Raw genomic sequence first — 15919 nt, 5'->3', positions numbered from 1 at the left:
TTATTTGGGTTAATATTTTATTTTTTTATTGAACTTCTTTTTTGAATAATTTATTCAATGTTACAGCAATAGCACCATCTCCAGTCACATTTCCTGCTGTCCCGAAACTATCCATTGCGATATAAAGTGCAATCATCAACGCTTGATTTTCTGCATTAAATCCTAATATCGAAGCAATAATACCAATCGCTGCCATAATCGCTCCACCAGGAACTCCAGGTGCTGCAACCATCGCAATTCCAAGCATCATCATAAATCCTAAAAATTGAACAAAATCAATTTCCATACCTTGTATTAACATCAATGCTAAACAACAACAAACGATTTTTAACATCGAACCAGATAAATGAATTGTCGCACACAGCGGCACAGCGAAATTGGCAATTTCGTCGCGAACTCCAATTTTCTTTACTTGCGCAATTGTTACAGGAATTGTAGCCGCTGAAGATTGTGTTCCTAATGCTGTGAAATAGGCTGGTAACATCAATTTCATCATGCTAAATGGATTCTTTTTCGCGATAATTCCAGCAATTGTAAATTGAAGCACTAACAAGAAAACATGTAGCACGAAAATTACACCAATTATTTTCAAAAATACATTCATAATTGTTACCACTTGTCCTGAATATGACATGTTCAAGAAAATCCCGAAAATGAAAATTGGTAATAATGGAATGATTAAATTTTGAATTAAATACGTAATAATTTCTTCAAAATCATCTGCAAATTTCCCAAAAGTCGAATCTTTCAATCGTGATAATCCAATTCCGAAAAGAAATGAAAATACCAAAGCAGGCATTACATCAAATAACGGAGGAAATTCTATCGAAAAGTATGGTGTAAATTCTTTTGCTTTTTCGGCTAAATTAATTTGACCAGTTTGATGTTCTAATAATTGTGGAAAGATAGACATACTCGCTGAGTAACCTAATAATCCTGAAAAAATGGTTGATCCGTAAGCAATTAAAACGGTTGCTAATAATAATTTTCCGGCTGTTTGTCCTAATCTTCCAATTGATGGAACAATTAATCCAACAATGATTAATGGAATCAAAAAGTTAAGTAATTCGCTAAAAAAATCATTGAAAGTCATAAAAATACGACCAATAGCTTCTGGTATTATTCCGCCGAGTGAAATTCCGAGTACAATGGCAAGAATAACTTTTACGAGTAAATTGTCTTTAAGTTTGTGCATAGTCAAATTTAGAAAAAATCCGTTCAATACAAGGTTTTAATTCTAAATGTTGATAAAAAGAAAAAAGCGATGCTAAATTTTAGCATCGCTTTTTGGTATATAATTTTTTGATAAAATTATTTTTTAGGTAAACGAACAATTCGGCTCGCATCATTCGTATAAGCTTTGCTTCCGCTTATTTTTTTGTATGCAAACTTCGATGCCAAACGTGTGTTTTCTGTTGTAATATTGTTGGTAACATCACCTTTATTATTCATTCTATCCACAATATCGTACGTTACATCGTAACCTAATTGCTCGTAACGCGTCGGAAATTCACAATAAACTTCCTTGAAATCTTTGATTACACTTTGCACTTCCGTATCTCTTGTATTGATTAATCGCGCAGTACTAAATACAAAACCAAATTCGCGGAATGCATCGATATTTTTTGCATTATCTGCATTATAAACATCATAAACCGAAACCGATTTTATTCCGTAAGCTTTGATATTGTCTTTGTTAAATGTTTTTAATTTCTCTAAATATTGTTTTCCCAAATTATCATCATCACCAACTAAAACCGTGATAATTGGTGTGTAATAATCTTCGCCGTTAACTTTATCATGTGGTTGAACAATTTTTGCAGCGCTATCTACAATGACAACATTTGCTTTCAACTGTTTTTCTAATTGCTTTTTCGTGTAATTTGCTAACTCTTGATCATCACGATTTGTTAACAAATAAACTTGTTCTCCAGCAAAGTTTTTCCCAATTTCTTCGATAATTTGATCTGCAATTACTTCATCTTTTGGATTAGAAATTAATAAATCATTGAAAGAATTTAATGAATCATCATTTGCATAAGGCGAAATCACAGCGATACCAGAATTGCTAAAGAAATTCGCAACTTCAGTAACATCAGACGTGTTCAACGGACCAATAACGGCATCTGTTTTACTGAAATCTGTTGTTGATAAAATATCTTGTAAGTTTCCGATTTTCGTATCGATCACTTTTACATTTACATTTTTACCTTTTTTCGCCAAACGAGTCAACGCTAATTTAGCTCCAGTAAAAAATTGCATCGCTTGCGAATTTTTCAATTGCGGATTATTTGCAACATCAAAAGGTAGCATAATCGCAACATTAATTTCGTTATCGTTCGCACGTTTCAGCTTTCCTGCAGTTCCGTATTTGATGATTTTAGCATTTTTTTGCAAAGGAATTTTAAGTGTCATTCCAGCTTTTAAACCATTGATCAAATCAGGATTTAAACGCAATAATTCATCTAAATTTGTGTTGTATTTTTCTAAAATTCCGTAAGCCGAATCTCCATTCTGAACAACATAATTGATTGTGTTTTCTTCAATCACAACAGAACCAGATTTTTTAGGAATCGTAATCACCATTCCTTCTTTTACACCTGTTTGTAAAGCTGTATTTTCTGCATATAAATCGTCAACACTTACATTATATTGTTTTGCTAATGTGTATAAAGTTTCTCCTTTTTTGATTAAATGCGTTCCTTTTGGAACAGAAAAAACTTTGTTTGTCACATCTTTCGGAAGTTTGATAACATCACCAATTTCTAAACCTCTTTCTTTAATTTGAGGATTTAATGAGTTCAATGTTTCTTCCGAAATTTTATATTTTTTTGTCAAATTGTAAACCGTTTCTTTCGGCTCAATTGTAATATATTGATAATTATCGTCCGAAGTATTTACGTTTGACGTAGTCGTAGTAGTATTGGTTTCAGTTGGTTTGGTTGTCGTAGTTCCTTTACCTGGAATCACAATCAAATCACCTGGATGAATCCCATTTTTTTCAATTTTAGGATTGGCTTTATACAATTCTTCTTGCGAAACACCATATTGTTTCGAAATTCCGTAAACGGTTTCTTTTGCTTGAACTGTATGCGTTTTTTGTTGAGCATAAAGTGCTGATGCACCAACAAATAACAATAAAGCTAATATTTTTTTCATTTAGATGAATTTTCGTGGTCAAATATACAAATTATGTTTTGTTTAGAGTTCCTCTTTCAATGTATTTATGATGAACTCGAAATCAAAAGGTCGAAGACTATCTTCAATAAAATCAATGAAATACTGAGTGTTAATATAATCAAAATCAGCAAAATTTTTCACACGTTCTTGCAAACCATTTTGTTGAGAAAGATCATTCAGTAATTGCTCGATTCTCTTTAATAAATCCTCATTTTTTTTCACTTCTGCATGTACCAAACGTTGTTTTATTTTCTCAAAACCTTTCAACTGTTTTGTACGTTGCGCTTGTATCATATCCGCAAAAGAAGATTCTGTTAACGAACTCAAATGTTCCAAACGTTCAAAAATACTTTTTAATTCTTCTTCCAATTCAGGAAGTTTTGGAGCAATTTCTGACGAATTTATCGAACGTTTTTTTGTGATTGCTAAACTATTCGAAAATAAATCTTCGTTTGATAAATCTAATTTTTGTTGTTTTTCGTGTTGTTTTTCAGTTCGGATTAATAATGAATTTCTCAAAACTAAAAGTGGAAAATCAACTTCAAATTGATCGAACATTTCTTTCAATTGCAACCAATAAGCCATTTCGCCACCTCCACCAACATAGGCAATATTTGGTAAAATTGTTTCTTGGTACAAAGGTCTCAAAATCACATTTGGACTAAATTTATCTGGATTTTGATGTAAATCGGCAACAATTTCTTCTTTCGAAAATTTGATTGAAGTGTTATTGACAAAATACGTTCCATTTTGTTCAACAATACGTTCACGCGAATTATTTTGATTGATGTAAAACAAATTTATCTCACGAGGATTCACTTGAATAGAATAACCCAATTGTTCTAATTTCTCATTTTGAGGAATTACTTTTTTGAATGATGTTGACTCAATTAATTCTTCCTCAAAAGTCGGAATCATCAATTTTTTCAATTCTTTATCATCTCCATCAATCATCAACAATCCAATATCTTTGAATAATAAATGAACCAATTTTTGTGTTGCATCCGTCAAATTATCATTCGATAAATAAGAGTCTTCAATTAGATTTTGTAATTCAGTTTTCTTTTTTCCATTTGGAATTAATGACAAAAATGAATCAAAAACTTTTTGTAAACCATCTGTTGATAAACGTCCAACTGGTCCGCCAAACTCTTTTTCCCAATGAATAATTCGATCTCCAAATTTGAAATGATTAATTTCTTCAAAATCGTGATCTTCTGTCGCCATCCAAAACATCGGAACAAAATTGATTTCACTTTGTTCATTATTCAATTCCTCGCATGCTTTGATGACTTGCAAAATCTTATAAAAAAAGAAGATTGGACCTGTAAATAAATTTAATTGATGTCCAGTCGTAATTGTTACTGTATTCTTTTCTCTTAATTTTTGTAGATTATTTTGTTGCTTTTCCGATAAATCTAAATGACTTAATTGTTTCGAAATTTGATCAACAAGAATTTCTCTATTTTTATAATGTTCAAGCTTATTTTTCGCTTGTTTTATATAGTTTTCTTTGGTTGGAAATAGGTTGTAGAAGTTTTTCAAATTCTCGTCTTGATTGATATAATTTAACATCAATTTTGAGAAATAATTTGAATCCTTAAGTGATATTGTTTCCATTTAATTTTTATTAATCGTTTGATGTACATCCATTGCTCTGTCCGTTGCAAAAATGTCGACACCATCTTTTTCTAAATCGCGGTAAAGTTGTCCATTTTTCGCCGAAGCACTTTTGTCTAAGTTTCCTAACGTTCCAAAAATGACCAAAATATCTTTGTCATGAATTTTATTTAAAAATGATTTGTCATTGCGTCGAGTTCCCGTAAATGCAACCATTTTGTCAGTCGGAATTCCGCTGTTCATCATTTCATTAAATTCTCGTTCGTTTCGCATTGAAACAGACAATAACATATTTGGCGCAAGTTGATTCAACTTTTTCGCTTGACCAACTGTATACGTCACCAAAACAACCTGTTTTTGCATATTTGCTTGTTCTATTGTCTTTACAATATCACGATAATCAACACCTTTTTTGATGTCAACCATAAAATAAATTGGTTTACTTTTTCCCCAATTTAGTGCTTCTGCAAAAGTCGGAATTTTGTATGACGTTTGTTGTCCAAAATCATCTACCAAAAAGTATTCCTTAATGGTTTTTAAGTCAACTTGATTGACATCTTGTCGCCCTGAGCTTGTTCGTTGCAACGAATTATCGTGCATTAAAATAAGTTGATTATCCTTTGTTTCGGCAACATCAATCTCAAAAATTTGAATTCCTTTTTGATAAAGATGTTCAAAAGTTTCGATACAATTTTCGGGAAAACCATGTATTCCACTTCCGCCACGATGCGCGCTGACAAAGTTTTTATTTTTGGTCGAATATTTGAAGGATATTTCTTCGGATGAAGTATTTTGATGTATTTCGGATTGATTTTTATTTGGATTACAACTAAAAATAGTTAGTAAACTGAACATTAAAATTCCGAGATAATATCGTTTAAAATAGTTGAAATTCATATTTTTAAATAAAAAATTAAATTAATTCATTCTAAAATTGCGAATGAAGCTGTAAATTTAAACTGAAAATAATCAACAAAATAAATTATTATGGGACTTAGAACTTTTTTGAAAAGAATTTTAGGAAAAACGGAAACTGCGATTGATGTTGCGGGAGATAAATTTGACGATGTTTCGGCAACTGTAAAAAAAGCAGGAACATTGATTGCAGATGACGCATCGGATTTTGCGCGTAAAACAATCAATAATATAAAAGATGCTTCGGGTGATTTGAAAGAACAATCGAAAGAAGCCGCTAAAGATTTTAAAGAAAGATCGAAGCAAGATTATAACGATGTAAAAGATATTGCGGAAAAGCAAATGAAAGAAACAAGTGCTTTTGTGAAAGAGAAAGTTTCGGATTTGAAAGAAACTTTTAAAGAAGAAAAAACAGAATTGGAAGAAAAAGCTGATGAGTTAAAAACAAAAGCCGAAAATAAATTAGACGAAGCTTCTGAAGATATTAAAAAAGAGACAAACGATTAAAAAGTCTTTATTTATTAAGTTTTATTACAATTTATAAATGTTAAATTTAACATTAGTTATTGATTATTATAAAATTGGTTTAATTTTTGATTTAATAATTTTTCCTCGAAATAATTAAAATGACTGAATACAAAGATCTCGAGCCCTCTACAAACCCTAAACATAAAAATGAATTCGTAAAGAATATTATTATTGCTGTTTTAGCAGTATCCTTGTTATTAGCTATTGGGTATATTGTATATTCTAAAGAAGCAAATGCAAAATCTTCGATAGAAATGCAAAGTGATATCAATGATTTGGAACGATCTAGAGAAATTCTGAAACAAGAATTACGTATAATTAGATCAGATTTTGATGATGCTAAAACTCGTGTTGTAAAAAAAGATTCTTCTTTAAGTTATCAAGATCGATTGATTTTGGAGAAACAAAAAGAGATTCAATCAATCTTAAATAAAGAAGGAATTACAAGTGGAGAATTGCAACGTGCTAAACGTTTGATAACCTCTTTACAAGCAGATATTAAAGTTTATAAAGAAGAAATTGTTCGCTTGAAAGACGAAAATAAAAAGCTGACAAACAAGAATACAGAGTTAACTTCGGAAAATTCTCATTTGAATGAGCAGAAAAAAACTGTTGAATCAAATTTGAGTACTGAAAAAGAAAATCATCAGAATTTAATCAAAGAGACAAATTCTACTTTATCGATTTCAAATTATACGATTAAAGGTTTGAGAGTAAAATCAAGCGGAAAAGAAGTGGAAACAACGCGAGCAAGAAGAATTGATAAGGTTAGAGTATCTTTTGATTTGGATAAAAACTTGAATGCGACTTCAGAAACAAAAGAATTGTATGTATCTATTTATAAACCAAGCGGCGAGATAGGAAAATTTAAAGGTGCTGATGCTGGTGAAACAACTTTACGTTCTGGATCTTCTGTAGAATATTCTGATCGTGTAAAAGTTAATTACAATAATATGTCTGGTTCAAGAGTTAATTTTGACTGGGTTGATTATGATTTTCCAAAAGGTGAATATAAAATCGATATTTACCAAAATGGATACAAAGTTGGTCAAAATGTGATTACACTTCGATAGATATTAAAATTATAAATACATAAAAAAATCTCTTCAATATTATTGAAGAGATTTTTTTATTTAACAATATTTTTCTCCGTTTTTCTGTAATTTCAAATCGCTCACATAAGTTTTTATAAACTGTACATTGCTTCGAGGACAAATGAGTAATCCTTTCTCCGAATTAATAACCACATAACTATCTAATCCATCAATAATAATAGCTTTGTCTTGTGTAGAATAAATAAAATTATTTTTGGCGTTGTAACCAGAAAAGTGTTTACATAATAATGTATTGTGATTTTCGTCCTGATCTTCACCTGTATATTTATACTTTTCGTTGATTGCCGACCAAGTTCCAATATCACTCCAGCCAAAAGTTGTCGGAATGACATAAACATTATCTGCTTGCTCTAAAATTCCTTTGTTGATAGAAGTTACATCTAATGTTGTGTAAATAGGCTTTAAGGTTTCTGTATTTTGTAAAGAACGATCAAGATCAAAATACTTTTTCAAAGTTTCTTTCATCGAAGGTAAATGTTGTTGAAAAGCTTTTACAATACTATCTACAGACCAAACAAGGATTCCTGTATTCCAAATAAATTCGCCACTCGTTATAAAAGATTCAGCAAATTCTAAATCAGGTTTATCGATATAAGATTTTACTTTTTTTATAGGTGTTGTATTTTCGATGAACTGAATATAACTGTAATTAACATCTGGTCGTGTTGGAGCTACTCCCAAAGTAATCAATCGATCGTTGTCAGCATCCTCGAAAGCAAGATTTACTTTTTCTACAAATTCATCTTCATCAAAAATAAAATGATCTGAAGGAGAAATTATCAATTTTGCTTTTGGATTAATTTGTTGGATTGTCATTGCGGCCAATAAATTACAAGCTGCGGTATTCATGACTCTTGGTTCGATGATAAAATTTTTATCCTCAAAATCTGGTAATTGTTCTTTTACAATTTCTTTATAATCTTGAATAGTTACAATGAAAATATTTTCTTGTGGAACGATTTTTTTTAATCGATTATATGTTAATTGAATAAAAGTTTTTCCTATTCCTAATAAATCATGAAATTGTTTTGGTTTCTTAATCGTACTCAAAGGCCATAATCTCACTCCTGTACCACTGGCAAGGATAACAGCGTAGTTATCTTTATTATTCATGATTGTCTTTTAAAGTTTATTTACAGTTGCAGTTGCGTTTATCAAATATTTTTTCTTGGTTTTCAACTCTAAACAAAGATACCTTAATTTTCGTTTAGATTCTTTTTTAAAGATTCTTTTTCCAATCGAAAATATTGTGCCATCCTCCAAATCTTCAAGATAAATTTGAGCAGGATTTTTATCATCTATAATATATTTTGAGATATTAACATCCGCTCCTAAGCTTGCCTTTGGATGTTTGGCATGATGAAGAATATACGGTTGCAATTCTTCGGGATAAACGTGAAGAGATTCTAATAATAAATGCCCAAAAATGGTTTTCCATTCTTTTCCATGCGGATTTATTTTACGCGAATCAAACTGAACAAAAGTTTTGAGATGCGCCACTTCATGTGTAAAAACAAAAAAGAAAGCATACTGATTTAAGTCGCCATTCACTGTAATTTGATGACGATTATTTTCGACCAATTTGCGATAATCTCCCAACTTAGTTTCACGTCTTCTTGTAATTTTTAACGTTATAAAATGATTTTCTAACCATTTTTTTACATACAAGTCTGCATTATGAGGGAGATAAGAAGTTAAATGTTCTAAATTCACATTGTGCAAGATAAATAAAAAGCCTTTCCAATAAAAATATTAATTTTGTCGTAATGAAACTAATCGAAAATTTAGGGTCATACTTTATGCTTATGGGTAAAGTATTTAGCAAACCTCAAAAATTGAGCGTTTTCTGGAAATTGACCGTTAGAGAAATATATGATTTAGGTGTCAACTCTTTAGGAATTGTAACCTTTATCTCAACATTTATGGGTGCAGTTGTAGCAATACAAATGGCGCAAAACTTTCAGGGAGCTTCTATTCCTGTTCCAGATGCTTACATTGGTTATGCGACCAAAGTGGTTTTGGTGTTAGAGTTTGCTCCAACCATTATGTCGCTAATTTTAGTTGGTAAAGTAGGTTCGTATATCGCTTCGAGTATCGGAACTATGCGTGTTACCGAACAAATTGATGCGTTAGATGTAATGGGGATAAATTCTGCAAACTTCTTGATTTTACCAAAAATTATCGCCTGTGTATTTTTCAATCCTTTATTGGTTATGATTTCTATCGGATTTGGATTATTAGGAGGTTACTACATTGGTGTTTTTACAAAACTATGGTCAGCAGCCGATTTTATTACAGGTTTACAAATGAATATGGCAACAAAATTGTTTGTCTATACATTCCTTAAAACAATGGTATTCGCGTTTGTTATCGCAACAATTCCGGCATATTATGGTTATAAAGTAAAAGGAGGTTCGTTAGAAGTTGGTCGTTCTGCAACAACAGCTGTTGTATGGACATCAGTAGCAATTATTGTGATCAATTTAATATTAACACAAACAATTTTGAGCTAATGATTGAAGTAAAAGATATCAGAAAATCATTTGATGCAGTAGAAGTACTGAAAGGTTTTTCTGTCACTTTCGAGAAAGGAAAAGTTAGTTTGATTATTGGTCAAAGTGGTTCAGGAAAAACAGTTTTCTTGAAAAATTTGATTGGATTATTAACGCCAACTTCAGGTCAAATTTTGTACGAAGGAGATAATATGATCGAGTTTGATTACAAAGAAAAACAACGTTTACGTTCAGAAATTGGAGTAGTTTTCCAAGGTTCGGCTTTGTATGACACGATGAATATTGTAGAAAATGTAAAATTTCCATTGCAAATGTTTTCGGATATGTCAAATGCTGATGCCGAAAAACGTGCACGTGAAGTGTTAGACCGTGTAGAAATAGCTCGTACAGCGCTTAAAAAATATCCGTCAGAAATATCTGGAGGAATGCAAAAACGTGTGGCGATTGCGCGCGCGATTGTAAATAATCCAAAATATTTGTTTGCTGATGAACCAAACTCTGGTCTTGACCCGAAAACGGCGTTAGTTATCGACCAATTAATTTATGATATCACAAAAGAATATAACACAACAACCGTTGTAAATACTCATGATATGAACTCGGTGATGGAAATTGGAGATCATATTGTTTTCTTAAAAAATGGTTTCTTGGAATGGGAAGGGACAAAAGAGGAGATTTTGGTGGCTGATAATCCAAATGTTATTGATTTTGTATATTCGTCAAATCTTTTCAAGAAATTAAGAGAAGCCTTATTAAAAGAGCAACAATAAATCAATAAAAATAAAAATTCTATGAAAAAATTAATTTTAACTGCAATTGTAGGTTTAGCTGCAAATTTTGCAACAGCACAAAATATCAATTTTGGTATCAAAGGTGGAGCTGTCTTCAATACAGATAAAGGAAAAGTTTGGCAAGATGCTGGAAATATTTTTAAGAAAGATGGAAAAGCTTCTGCTGGATTTCAAGCGGGTGCTTTAGCTCGTGTTTCTTTAGCAGGAATTTACATTCAGCCAGAATTATTATATACTCAGTTCAAAAATGAATATGATGTTGATGGACAAAAACTGAATGTGACTAAAAAACGTATGGATATTCCTGTAAACGTTGGAAAAAGATTTTTAGGAATCGGACATATTCAAGCTGGTCCAGTTTTCTCTTACTATTTTGACGACAAACTTTCTGTAAAAGACTTTACAACTGCAAAACAAGATGATTTTAATGTCGGAATGCAAATTGGTGCAGGTGTGGAAGTTTCTAAATTATTATTCGATTTACGTTACGAATTCGGTTTAGGAAAAGTTGGATCTGACATTTTGAACGGATCAAATGGACAATATAGAACAGAAAATCGTCCGCAAATGTTGAACTTATCAGTAGCATATTTATTCTAAAAGGTTGTTTGTAAATAAATTTATTGGATATATTTGTTCCAAATTGTATTTTTGCAACCTCGTAAATTATTAAAATGGCAAAAAATAATAAAAAAGAAGAATTCGCAACAGAGCAATTCGTAGAAAAATTAGATAGAACAGCTTTCAACGTAGAGTTCTTTGTTGAAAAATATGCTAAAGCAATTGGTATTGGTTTAGGAGTAATTATTGTAGCTGTTTTAGGTTATTTTGCTTACTTAAAATTAGTCGTAGAACCTAAATCGGATGACGCTTTCAAAGAAATGGTTCAAGCAGAACGTCTTTTCGATCAAGATTCTATTAACGTAGCTCTTAATGGTAGCGCAGGAAGTTTTCAAGGTTTACAACAAATTGTTGATGAATATGGAAATACTGATGCTGGTAATTTAGCACGTTTCAAAGCGGCAAGTTCTTATTATAAATTAGGAGATTACGCATCTGCTGTAAAATTATTAGAAGATTTTGACACAGATGACAATGTAATGTTGGCGCAAAAATATGGTATGTTAGGAAATGCATTAGTTGCTTCTAACAAATTAGAAGAAGGTTTACCTTACTATGTAAAAGCTGCTGAAGCGACAGAAGTTGAAACTTTACAATCAACTTACTACACAAAAGCAGGTGAAATTGCAATGGAATTAGGTAAAAATGCTGATGCTTTAAAATATTTTCAAGCTTTAGAGGATAAATATCCAAATGCAAATAATGGTGAAACAGCGAAGTTTATTGAGCGTTTAAAATACGCTTCTGAAACTGCGAAATAATTCACTTCAAAAGATAATTACAAGCCGAACAAGTTGTTCGGCTTTTTTTATTGATTCAAATCAAAGTTTATCCTAAATCATTTTTGTAATTTTACCATTCAAATTTTAAACAAAATGGCAACAGAAAATAAAAATTTATCTCAATATAATAAAGCAGAATTACCAAATGTAGCGGGCTCTAAGTTTGCAATCATTACATCTGAATGGAATAATCATATCACATTTAATTTGCGTGATGGAGCAAAAGAAACATTGATTGATTTGGGTGCAAATCCTGACGATGTTACTCTATATGAAGTTCCTGGTAGTTTTGAATTGATTTATGGAGCAGATAAAGTGGCGCAAACTCATCCAGATTTGGACGGAATTATCGTTGTTGGATGTGTGATTCGTGGAGCAACAGCGCATTTTGATTATGTTTGTCAAGGTGTGACACAAGGTGTAAAAGATTTGAATATCAAACACAACATGCCAATTATTTTTTGTGTTTTAACAGACGAAAATGAACAACAATCAATTGATCGTTCTGGCGGAAAACATGGAAATAAAGGAGTTGAAGCTGGTGTAGCTGCGGTTATGATGGCGGATATGAAAAAGAAATTAGGAAAATAATTTCACTATAAAAGATTCAAAACTTTATCGATGCCAATAGCAGAAGATTTTAAATCAATTTATACGAAAAATTGGGAAATTTATTTTTCTCAATGTGATCCGACAGGTAAAATGAAATTGTCTGAAATGGCAAATCTTTTTCAATTAACAGCTTCAGAACATGCGATAAAAGGAGGTTTAGGTTTCTTTGATTTACAAGAGTTTAATCAATCTTGGGTAATGAATCGACTTCGAATAGAAATTGATGAAATACCTTCTTGGACAGATTTTGTTGATGTAAAAACGTGGATTGAGGTGCTGAAAGGTGCAAAATCTATTCGTGATTTTACGATTGAGAAAAATGGAAAAAAATTAATTGGAGCTTCAAGTTTGTGGGCGGTTTTCAATACAGAAAAGCGTCGTCCAGATATTCTTCAAATTGATTCTTCCCATATCGAACGTTTTCCAAATCTGAAACCAACTGAAATCGAGAATTCGATTTTGAACATTGATTTTGAACCAACGGAAGTTGTTCAATATAAAGTTCAATTCTCTGATTTGGATATCGTAAAACACGCAAATAATACCAAATATTTGGATTGGTGCTTGAATATTATTGATCCTGAAATTATATTAAAACATCGTATCAAAGCGATTGATATGAATTTCTTGAAAGAATTAAGTTTACACGACGAAGTAGAAATCCAGAAATTAGAAACTGAACATTTAATTCAGTTTAAAATTGTCAATCAAGAAAAAGTAAACTTTGTTTGTAGATTGGAGTTGAGGTAAGATTTTTCAAACTTCCGAAACTTTATTAATTATCGTATTTTTGTTTTTCTAAAAAATCAATTTTATGAAGGTCGGTTTATATTTTGGATCATTCAATCCTATTCATGTCGGACATTTAATTATTGCAAATCATTTTCAACAATTCACCGATTTGGATCAGGTTTGGTTTGTGGTTTCGCCTCAAAATCCATTGAAGAAAAAAAGTTCTTTGGCAAATGAATATGATCGATTAGAAATGGTAGAGTTAGCGATAAAAGATTATCCTAATCTTCGTGCATCTAACATCGAATTTACGTTACCGAAACCTTCGTACACAATTGATACGTTAATTCATCTAAACGAAAAATTTACTGAGCATGACTTTGCGTTGATTATGGGTTCTGATAATTTGGATGGAATTTCGAAATGGAAAAACGCTGAGATTTTAATGCGCGATTATCAATTGTATGTTTATCCGCGTCCTGGTTATTCGCAAGAAGAAAATTTGGATAATGTCGAAATGGTTGAAGCCCCTTTGATGGAAATTTCTTCTACATTTATTCGAAATGCAATCAAAGATGGAAAAAATATAAAACCTATGTTGCCTCCAAAAGTTTGGGAATATTTGGATGGAAGTAATTTGTATGGATAATTAATAATATTTCGTCAATTCGAGTAATTCTGACAAGAATTGTATCAAGAACTAAGTTGAAATATTTCATTCTAAATCGTCTATCTCGATAATAATTTAATTCATAAATTCACTCGAAATTACGGTAAAATTAAAAAATCATGACAAAACAAGCTACTATAAATAATTTAGAAGAATTAGTTCCTTTATTTGATTCGTATCGTCAATTTTATAATAAAAAATCTGATGTAAAAGCAGCAGAAGAATTTCTAAGAGCCAGAATCATAAATGACGAATCGGTTATCTTTTTAGCCTATAATGAAGACGAAAAAGCTGTTGGTTTTGTACAATTGTTTCCTTCCTTTTCATCTACTCGAATGAAACGTTTCTGGATTTTGAATGATTTATTTGTTTCTCCGAAATTTCGAGGAAAAGGTTTTTCAAGAGAATTGATTGAAGAAGCAAAAAATCTATGTCGCAAAACAGATGCTTGCGCGATGTTGTTAGAAACCAGTGTTACGAATGATATTGGAAATTCGTTGTATCCAAGTGCTGGATTTCAATTGCGCTATGATGCAAATTTTTATGAGTGGGAAGTTTAACCAAATTGACGTTTCAATTCGTAGATAATATCTTCTAAACCATTTAGTTTTATTTCGTAAACGGTCGATAATAAAACGCCTAATTTTCCTTTCGGAAAACCACCTTTACCAACAAACCATTCCAAATAAGAAACGGGTAAATCGCACAACAATCGCCCTTCGTATTTACCGAAAGGCATTTTTGTTGTGACAATTTCTTTTAATATTTCGGGACGAAATCCTTCCATTATTTTGCTACAGTTCCTTTGTACGTCGACATTCCATCTTTGAAATTCTTCGCATTTTTGAAACCTTTTTCTTGCATTTTTTCTGTTGCCAATTTTGCTCTAACACCAGATTTGCAATAAATAAAATAATTCTTTTTTGTGTCTAATTTCTGAATTTCTTCTTCGAAATTTGGATTTTTCACATCAATGTTTACCGCTCCAGGAACATGACCTTCAGCAAATTCTTCAGGTGTACGAACGTCTAACAAAACATTCTTTTTGTTCTTGAAATTGATTTCATTTACATTGTCTAACGTCGAAGTTACTTCTTCTATTTTCGCTTCTTTTCCTTCTGAACTTGACGAATTGCTTGCACAAGAACCTAAAAAAAGTGTTCCTGCAATCATTGCAACTCCTAAAATTTTATTTACCATTATATTGATTCATTGTATTCCCTAATCCTTGAAAAATAAACGACAAAACTGCATCAGCAGCCAAATTTAATCGTTCATTCATTTTTTCATTTTCTTCTGCCGACCAATCGCCTAATACGTAATCCACTTGTTTACCTTCCGAAAACTCGTTTCCTACACCAAAGCGTAATCGCGCATAATTTTGTCCGCCAACTTTATTCTGAATATCTTTCAAACCATTGTGTCCACCATCGCTACCTTTTCCACGCATACGAATTGTTCCGAAAGGCAAGTTCAAATCATCAGTAATGACAAAAATATTTTCTAACGAAATATTTTCTTTTTTCATCCAAAAACGAACCGCATCCCCACTCAAATTCATGTATGTATTCGGTTTTAACAACGTAACTGGACGCGCTTTATATTTAAATTGAGCCACATCACCAAAATTTGATGGCGAAAATTTAGCATCAACTTTTTTAGCAACTTCTTCAACAACCTTGAAGCCAATATTATGACGAGTATTTTCGTATTGAGCACCAATATTACCAAGCCCAATAATCAGATATTTTTGCATGAAACAAAATTACATCTTTTTGCAATGATTCGAAATAAATATTTAACTTCGCTTTAAAATCTACTAAATTGGTATAGATTTTGA

The 15919-nt window shown here is 31.4% G+C and carries 19 protein-coding genes; 10 read left to right on the top strand and 9 right to left on the bottom strand.

Translation table 11 applies throughout. The features are described from left to right. Positions 1-25: 25 nt before the first annotated feature. The 4 genes from B4A23_RS12720 to B4A23_RS12705 form a co-directional block, all read right to left on the bottom strand. Positions 26-1195, bottom strand: coding sequence for a dicarboxylate/amino acid:cation symporter (locus B4A23_RS12720; RefSeq protein WP_291120578.1), 1170 nt, complete (start codon positions 1193-1195; stop codon positions 26-28). A gap of 116 nt (positions 1196-1311) precedes the next feature. Continuing rightward, positions 1312-3159: a LysM peptidoglycan-binding domain-containing protein gene (locus B4A23_RS12715; RefSeq protein WP_291120576.1), complete on the bottom strand. Its 1848-nt coding sequence runs from the start codon at positions 3157-3159 to the stop codon at positions 1312-1314. Positions 3160-3201: 42 nt separating this feature from the next. After that, positions 3202-4800 carry a bacillithiol biosynthesis cysteine-adding enzyme BshC gene (gene bshC / locus B4A23_RS12710; RefSeq protein ID WP_291120574.1) on the bottom strand — a complete coding sequence of 533 codons (1599 nt, stop codon included), beginning with the start codon at positions 4798-4800 and terminating at the stop codon, positions 3202-3204. Continuing rightward, positions 4801-5697, bottom strand: a complete 897-nt coding sequence (locus B4A23_RS12705) for a glycerophosphodiester phosphodiesterase family protein (protein WP_291120572.1) — start codon at positions 5695-5697, stop codon at positions 4801-4803. It abuts the gene before it with no gap. Between the two features lie 90 nt (positions 5698-5787). Between B4A23_RS12705 and B4A23_RS12700 the strand changes: the two genes are divergently transcribed. Together B4A23_RS12700 and B4A23_RS12695 are read left to right on the top strand one after the other, a co-directional pair. Beyond that, a complete protein-coding gene (locus B4A23_RS12700) occupies positions 5788-6222 on the top strand; it encodes a hypothetical protein (protein WP_180905367.1) in 435 nt (144 codons plus the stop codon). A 119-nt stretch (positions 6223-6341) separates the two neighbouring features. Beyond that, complete coding sequence (locus B4A23_RS12695) at positions 6342-7316, top strand: hypothetical protein (RefSeq protein ID WP_280035376.1); 975 nt, start codon at positions 6342-6344, stop codon at positions 7314-7316. A 60-nt stretch (positions 7317-7376) separates the two neighbouring features. On the opposite strand, the gene B4A23_RS12690 is transcribed toward B4A23_RS12695, so the two are convergent. Both B4A23_RS12690 and B4A23_RS12685 read right to left on the bottom strand, forming a co-directional pair. Further along, a complete protein-coding gene (locus B4A23_RS12690) occupies positions 7377-8471 on the bottom strand; it encodes a mannose-1-phosphate guanylyltransferase (protein WP_291120570.1) in 1095 nt (364 codons plus the stop codon). 9 nt (positions 8472-8480) lie between these two features. Further along, the gene (locus B4A23_RS12685) at positions 8481-9071 is read right to left on the bottom strand and encodes a SprT-like domain-containing protein (protein WP_038331159.1); all 591 of its coding nucleotides are present in this window, start codon (positions 9069-9071) and stop codon (positions 8481-8483) included. 53 nt (positions 9072-9124) lie between these two features. Between B4A23_RS12685 and B4A23_RS12680 the strand changes: the two genes are divergently transcribed. From B4A23_RS12680 to B4A23_RS12645, 8 genes are all read left to right on the top strand, one after another. After that, the gene (locus B4A23_RS12680) at positions 9125-9871 is read left to right on the top strand and encodes an MlaE family ABC transporter permease (protein ID WP_171622564.1); all 747 of its coding nucleotides are present in this window, start codon (positions 9125-9127) and stop codon (positions 9869-9871) included. Continuing rightward, the gene (locus tag B4A23_RS12675; RefSeq protein WP_280045469.1) at positions 9871-10641 is read left to right on the top strand and encodes an ABC transporter ATP-binding protein; all 771 of its coding nucleotides are present in this window, start codon (positions 9871-9873) and stop codon (positions 10639-10641) included. The genes B4A23_RS12680 and B4A23_RS12675 overlap by 1 nt, the downstream gene beginning before the upstream one ends. 21 nt (positions 10642-10662) lie before the next feature. After that, positions 10663-11262 carry a porin family protein gene (locus tag B4A23_RS12670; protein WP_280045470.1) on the top strand — a complete coding sequence of 200 codons (600 nt, stop codon included), beginning with the start codon at positions 10663-10665 and terminating at the stop codon, positions 11260-11262. A gap of 74 nt (positions 11263-11336) precedes the next feature. Beyond that, on the top strand, positions 11337-12044 hold the full coding sequence (locus tag B4A23_RS12665; RefSeq protein WP_221856203.1) for a tetratricopeptide repeat protein: 708 nt from the start codon (positions 11337-11339) through the stop codon (positions 12042-12044). Positions 12045-12158: 114 nt separating this feature from the next. Further along, positions 12159-12656, top strand: a complete 498-nt coding sequence (ribH, locus tag B4A23_RS12660; RefSeq protein ID WP_291120567.1) for a 6,7-dimethyl-8-ribityllumazine synthase — start codon at positions 12159-12161, stop codon at positions 12654-12656. A gap of 30 nt (positions 12657-12686) precedes the next feature. Next, complete coding sequence (locus tag B4A23_RS12655) at positions 12687-13427, top strand: acyl-[acyl-carrier-protein] thioesterase (protein WP_291120565.1); 741 nt, start codon at positions 12687-12689, stop codon at positions 13425-13427. A 64-nt stretch (positions 13428-13491) separates the two neighbouring features. Beyond that, entirely contained in the window at positions 13492-14058 is a 567-nt protein-coding gene (gene nadD / locus B4A23_RS12650; RefSeq protein WP_291120563.1) for a nicotinate (nicotinamide) nucleotide adenylyltransferase, read from the top strand. Between the two features lie 140 nt (positions 14059-14198). Further along, the gene (locus B4A23_RS12645; RefSeq protein WP_291120561.1) at positions 14199-14639 is read left to right on the top strand and encodes a GNAT family N-acetyltransferase; all 441 of its coding nucleotides are present in this window, start codon (positions 14199-14201) and stop codon (positions 14637-14639) included. On the opposite strand, the gene B4A23_RS12640 is transcribed toward B4A23_RS12645, so the two are convergent. From B4A23_RS12640 to pth, 3 genes are read right to left on the bottom strand one after another with little or no spacing between them, the layout of a single operon-like run. Continuing rightward, positions 14636-14866: a DUF3820 family protein gene (locus B4A23_RS12640; protein WP_114998729.1), complete on the bottom strand. Its 231-nt coding sequence runs from the start codon at positions 14864-14866 to the stop codon at positions 14636-14638. The genes B4A23_RS12645 and B4A23_RS12640 overlap by 4 nt on opposite strands. Continuing rightward, positions 14866-15279 carry a rhodanese-like domain-containing protein gene (locus B4A23_RS12635; protein ID WP_114998727.1) on the bottom strand — a complete coding sequence of 138 codons (414 nt, stop codon included), beginning with the start codon at positions 15277-15279 and terminating at the stop codon, positions 14866-14868. Before B4A23_RS12635 ends, B4A23_RS12640 begins: the two co-directional genes overlap by 1 nt. Continuing rightward, positions 15269-15835 (bottom strand): aminoacyl-tRNA hydrolase, encoded by a 567-nt coding sequence (gene pth, locus B4A23_RS12630; RefSeq protein WP_291120558.1) that lies wholly within the window; start codon positions 15833-15835, stop codon positions 15269-15271. Before pth ends, B4A23_RS12635 begins: the two co-directional genes overlap by 11 nt. Positions 15836-15919 lie beyond the last annotated feature (84 nt).

The organism is Empedobacter sp. UBA7248 (genome assembly GCF_002472945.1).
Lineage (GTDB): Bacteria > Bacteroidota > Bacteroidia > Flavobacteriales > Weeksellaceae > Empedobacter > Empedobacter falsenii_C.
Note: the sequence above shows the minus strand (reverse complement) of the source record. Positions and strands in the feature narration are given on the sequence as shown.

Coding starts and splice junctions, on each gene's coding strand:
- B4A23_RS12720 (WP_291120578.1), bottom strand. CDS start 1,195: ATGCACAAACTTAAAGACAATTTACTCGTAAAAGTTATTCTTGCCATT.
- B4A23_RS12715 (WP_291120576.1), bottom strand. CDS start 3,159: ATGAAAAAAATATTAGCTTTATTGTTATTTGTTGGTGCATCAGCACTT.
- bshC (WP_291120574.1), bottom strand. CDS start 4,800: ATGGAAACAATATCACTTAAGGATTCAAATTATTTCTCAAAATTGATG.
- B4A23_RS12705 (WP_291120572.1), bottom strand. CDS start 5,697: ATGAATTTCAACTATTTTAAACGATATTATCTCGGAATTTTAATGTTC.
- B4A23_RS12700 (WP_180905367.1), top strand. CDS start 5,788: ATGGGACTTAGAACTTTTTTGAAAAGAATTTTAGGAAAAACGGAAACT.
- B4A23_RS12695 (WP_280035376.1), top strand. CDS start 6,342: ATGACTGAATACAAAGATCTCGAGCCCTCTACAAACCCTAAACATAAA.
- B4A23_RS12690 (WP_291120570.1), bottom strand. CDS start 8,471: ATGAATAATAAAGATAACTACGCTGTTATCCTTGCCAGTGGTACAGGA.
- B4A23_RS12680 (WP_171622564.1), top strand. CDS start 9,125: ATGAAACTAATCGAAAATTTAGGGTCATACTTTATGCTTATGGGTAAA.
- B4A23_RS12675 (WP_280045469.1), top strand. CDS start 9,871: ATGATTGAAGTAAAAGATATCAGAAAATCATTTGATGCAGTAGAAGTA.
- B4A23_RS12670 (WP_280045470.1), top strand. CDS start 10,663: ATGAAAAAATTAATTTTAACTGCAATTGTAGGTTTAGCTGCAAATTTT.
- B4A23_RS12665 (WP_221856203.1), top strand. CDS start 11,337: ATGGCAAAAAATAATAAAAAAGAAGAATTCGCAACAGAGCAATTCGTA.
- ribH (WP_291120567.1), top strand. CDS start 12,159: ATGGCAACAGAAAATAAAAATTTATCTCAATATAATAAAGCAGAATTA.
- B4A23_RS12655 (WP_291120565.1), top strand. CDS start 12,687: ATGCCAATAGCAGAAGATTTTAAATCAATTTATACGAAAAATTGGGAA.
- nadD (WP_291120563.1), top strand. CDS start 13,492: ATGAAGGTCGGTTTATATTTTGGATCATTCAATCCTATTCATGTCGGA.
- B4A23_RS12645 (WP_291120561.1), top strand. CDS start 14,199: ATGACAAAACAAGCTACTATAAATAATTTAGAAGAATTAGTTCCTTTA.
- B4A23_RS12640 (WP_114998729.1), bottom strand. CDS start 14,866: ATGGAAGGATTTCGTCCCGAAATATTAAAAGAAATTGTCACAACAAAA.
- B4A23_RS12635 (WP_114998727.1), bottom strand. CDS start 15,279: ATGGTAAATAAAATTTTAGGAGTTGCAATGATTGCAGGAACACTTTTT.
- pth (WP_291120558.1), bottom strand. CDS start 15,835: ATGCAAAAATATCTGATTATTGGGCTTGGTAATATTGGTGCTCAATAC.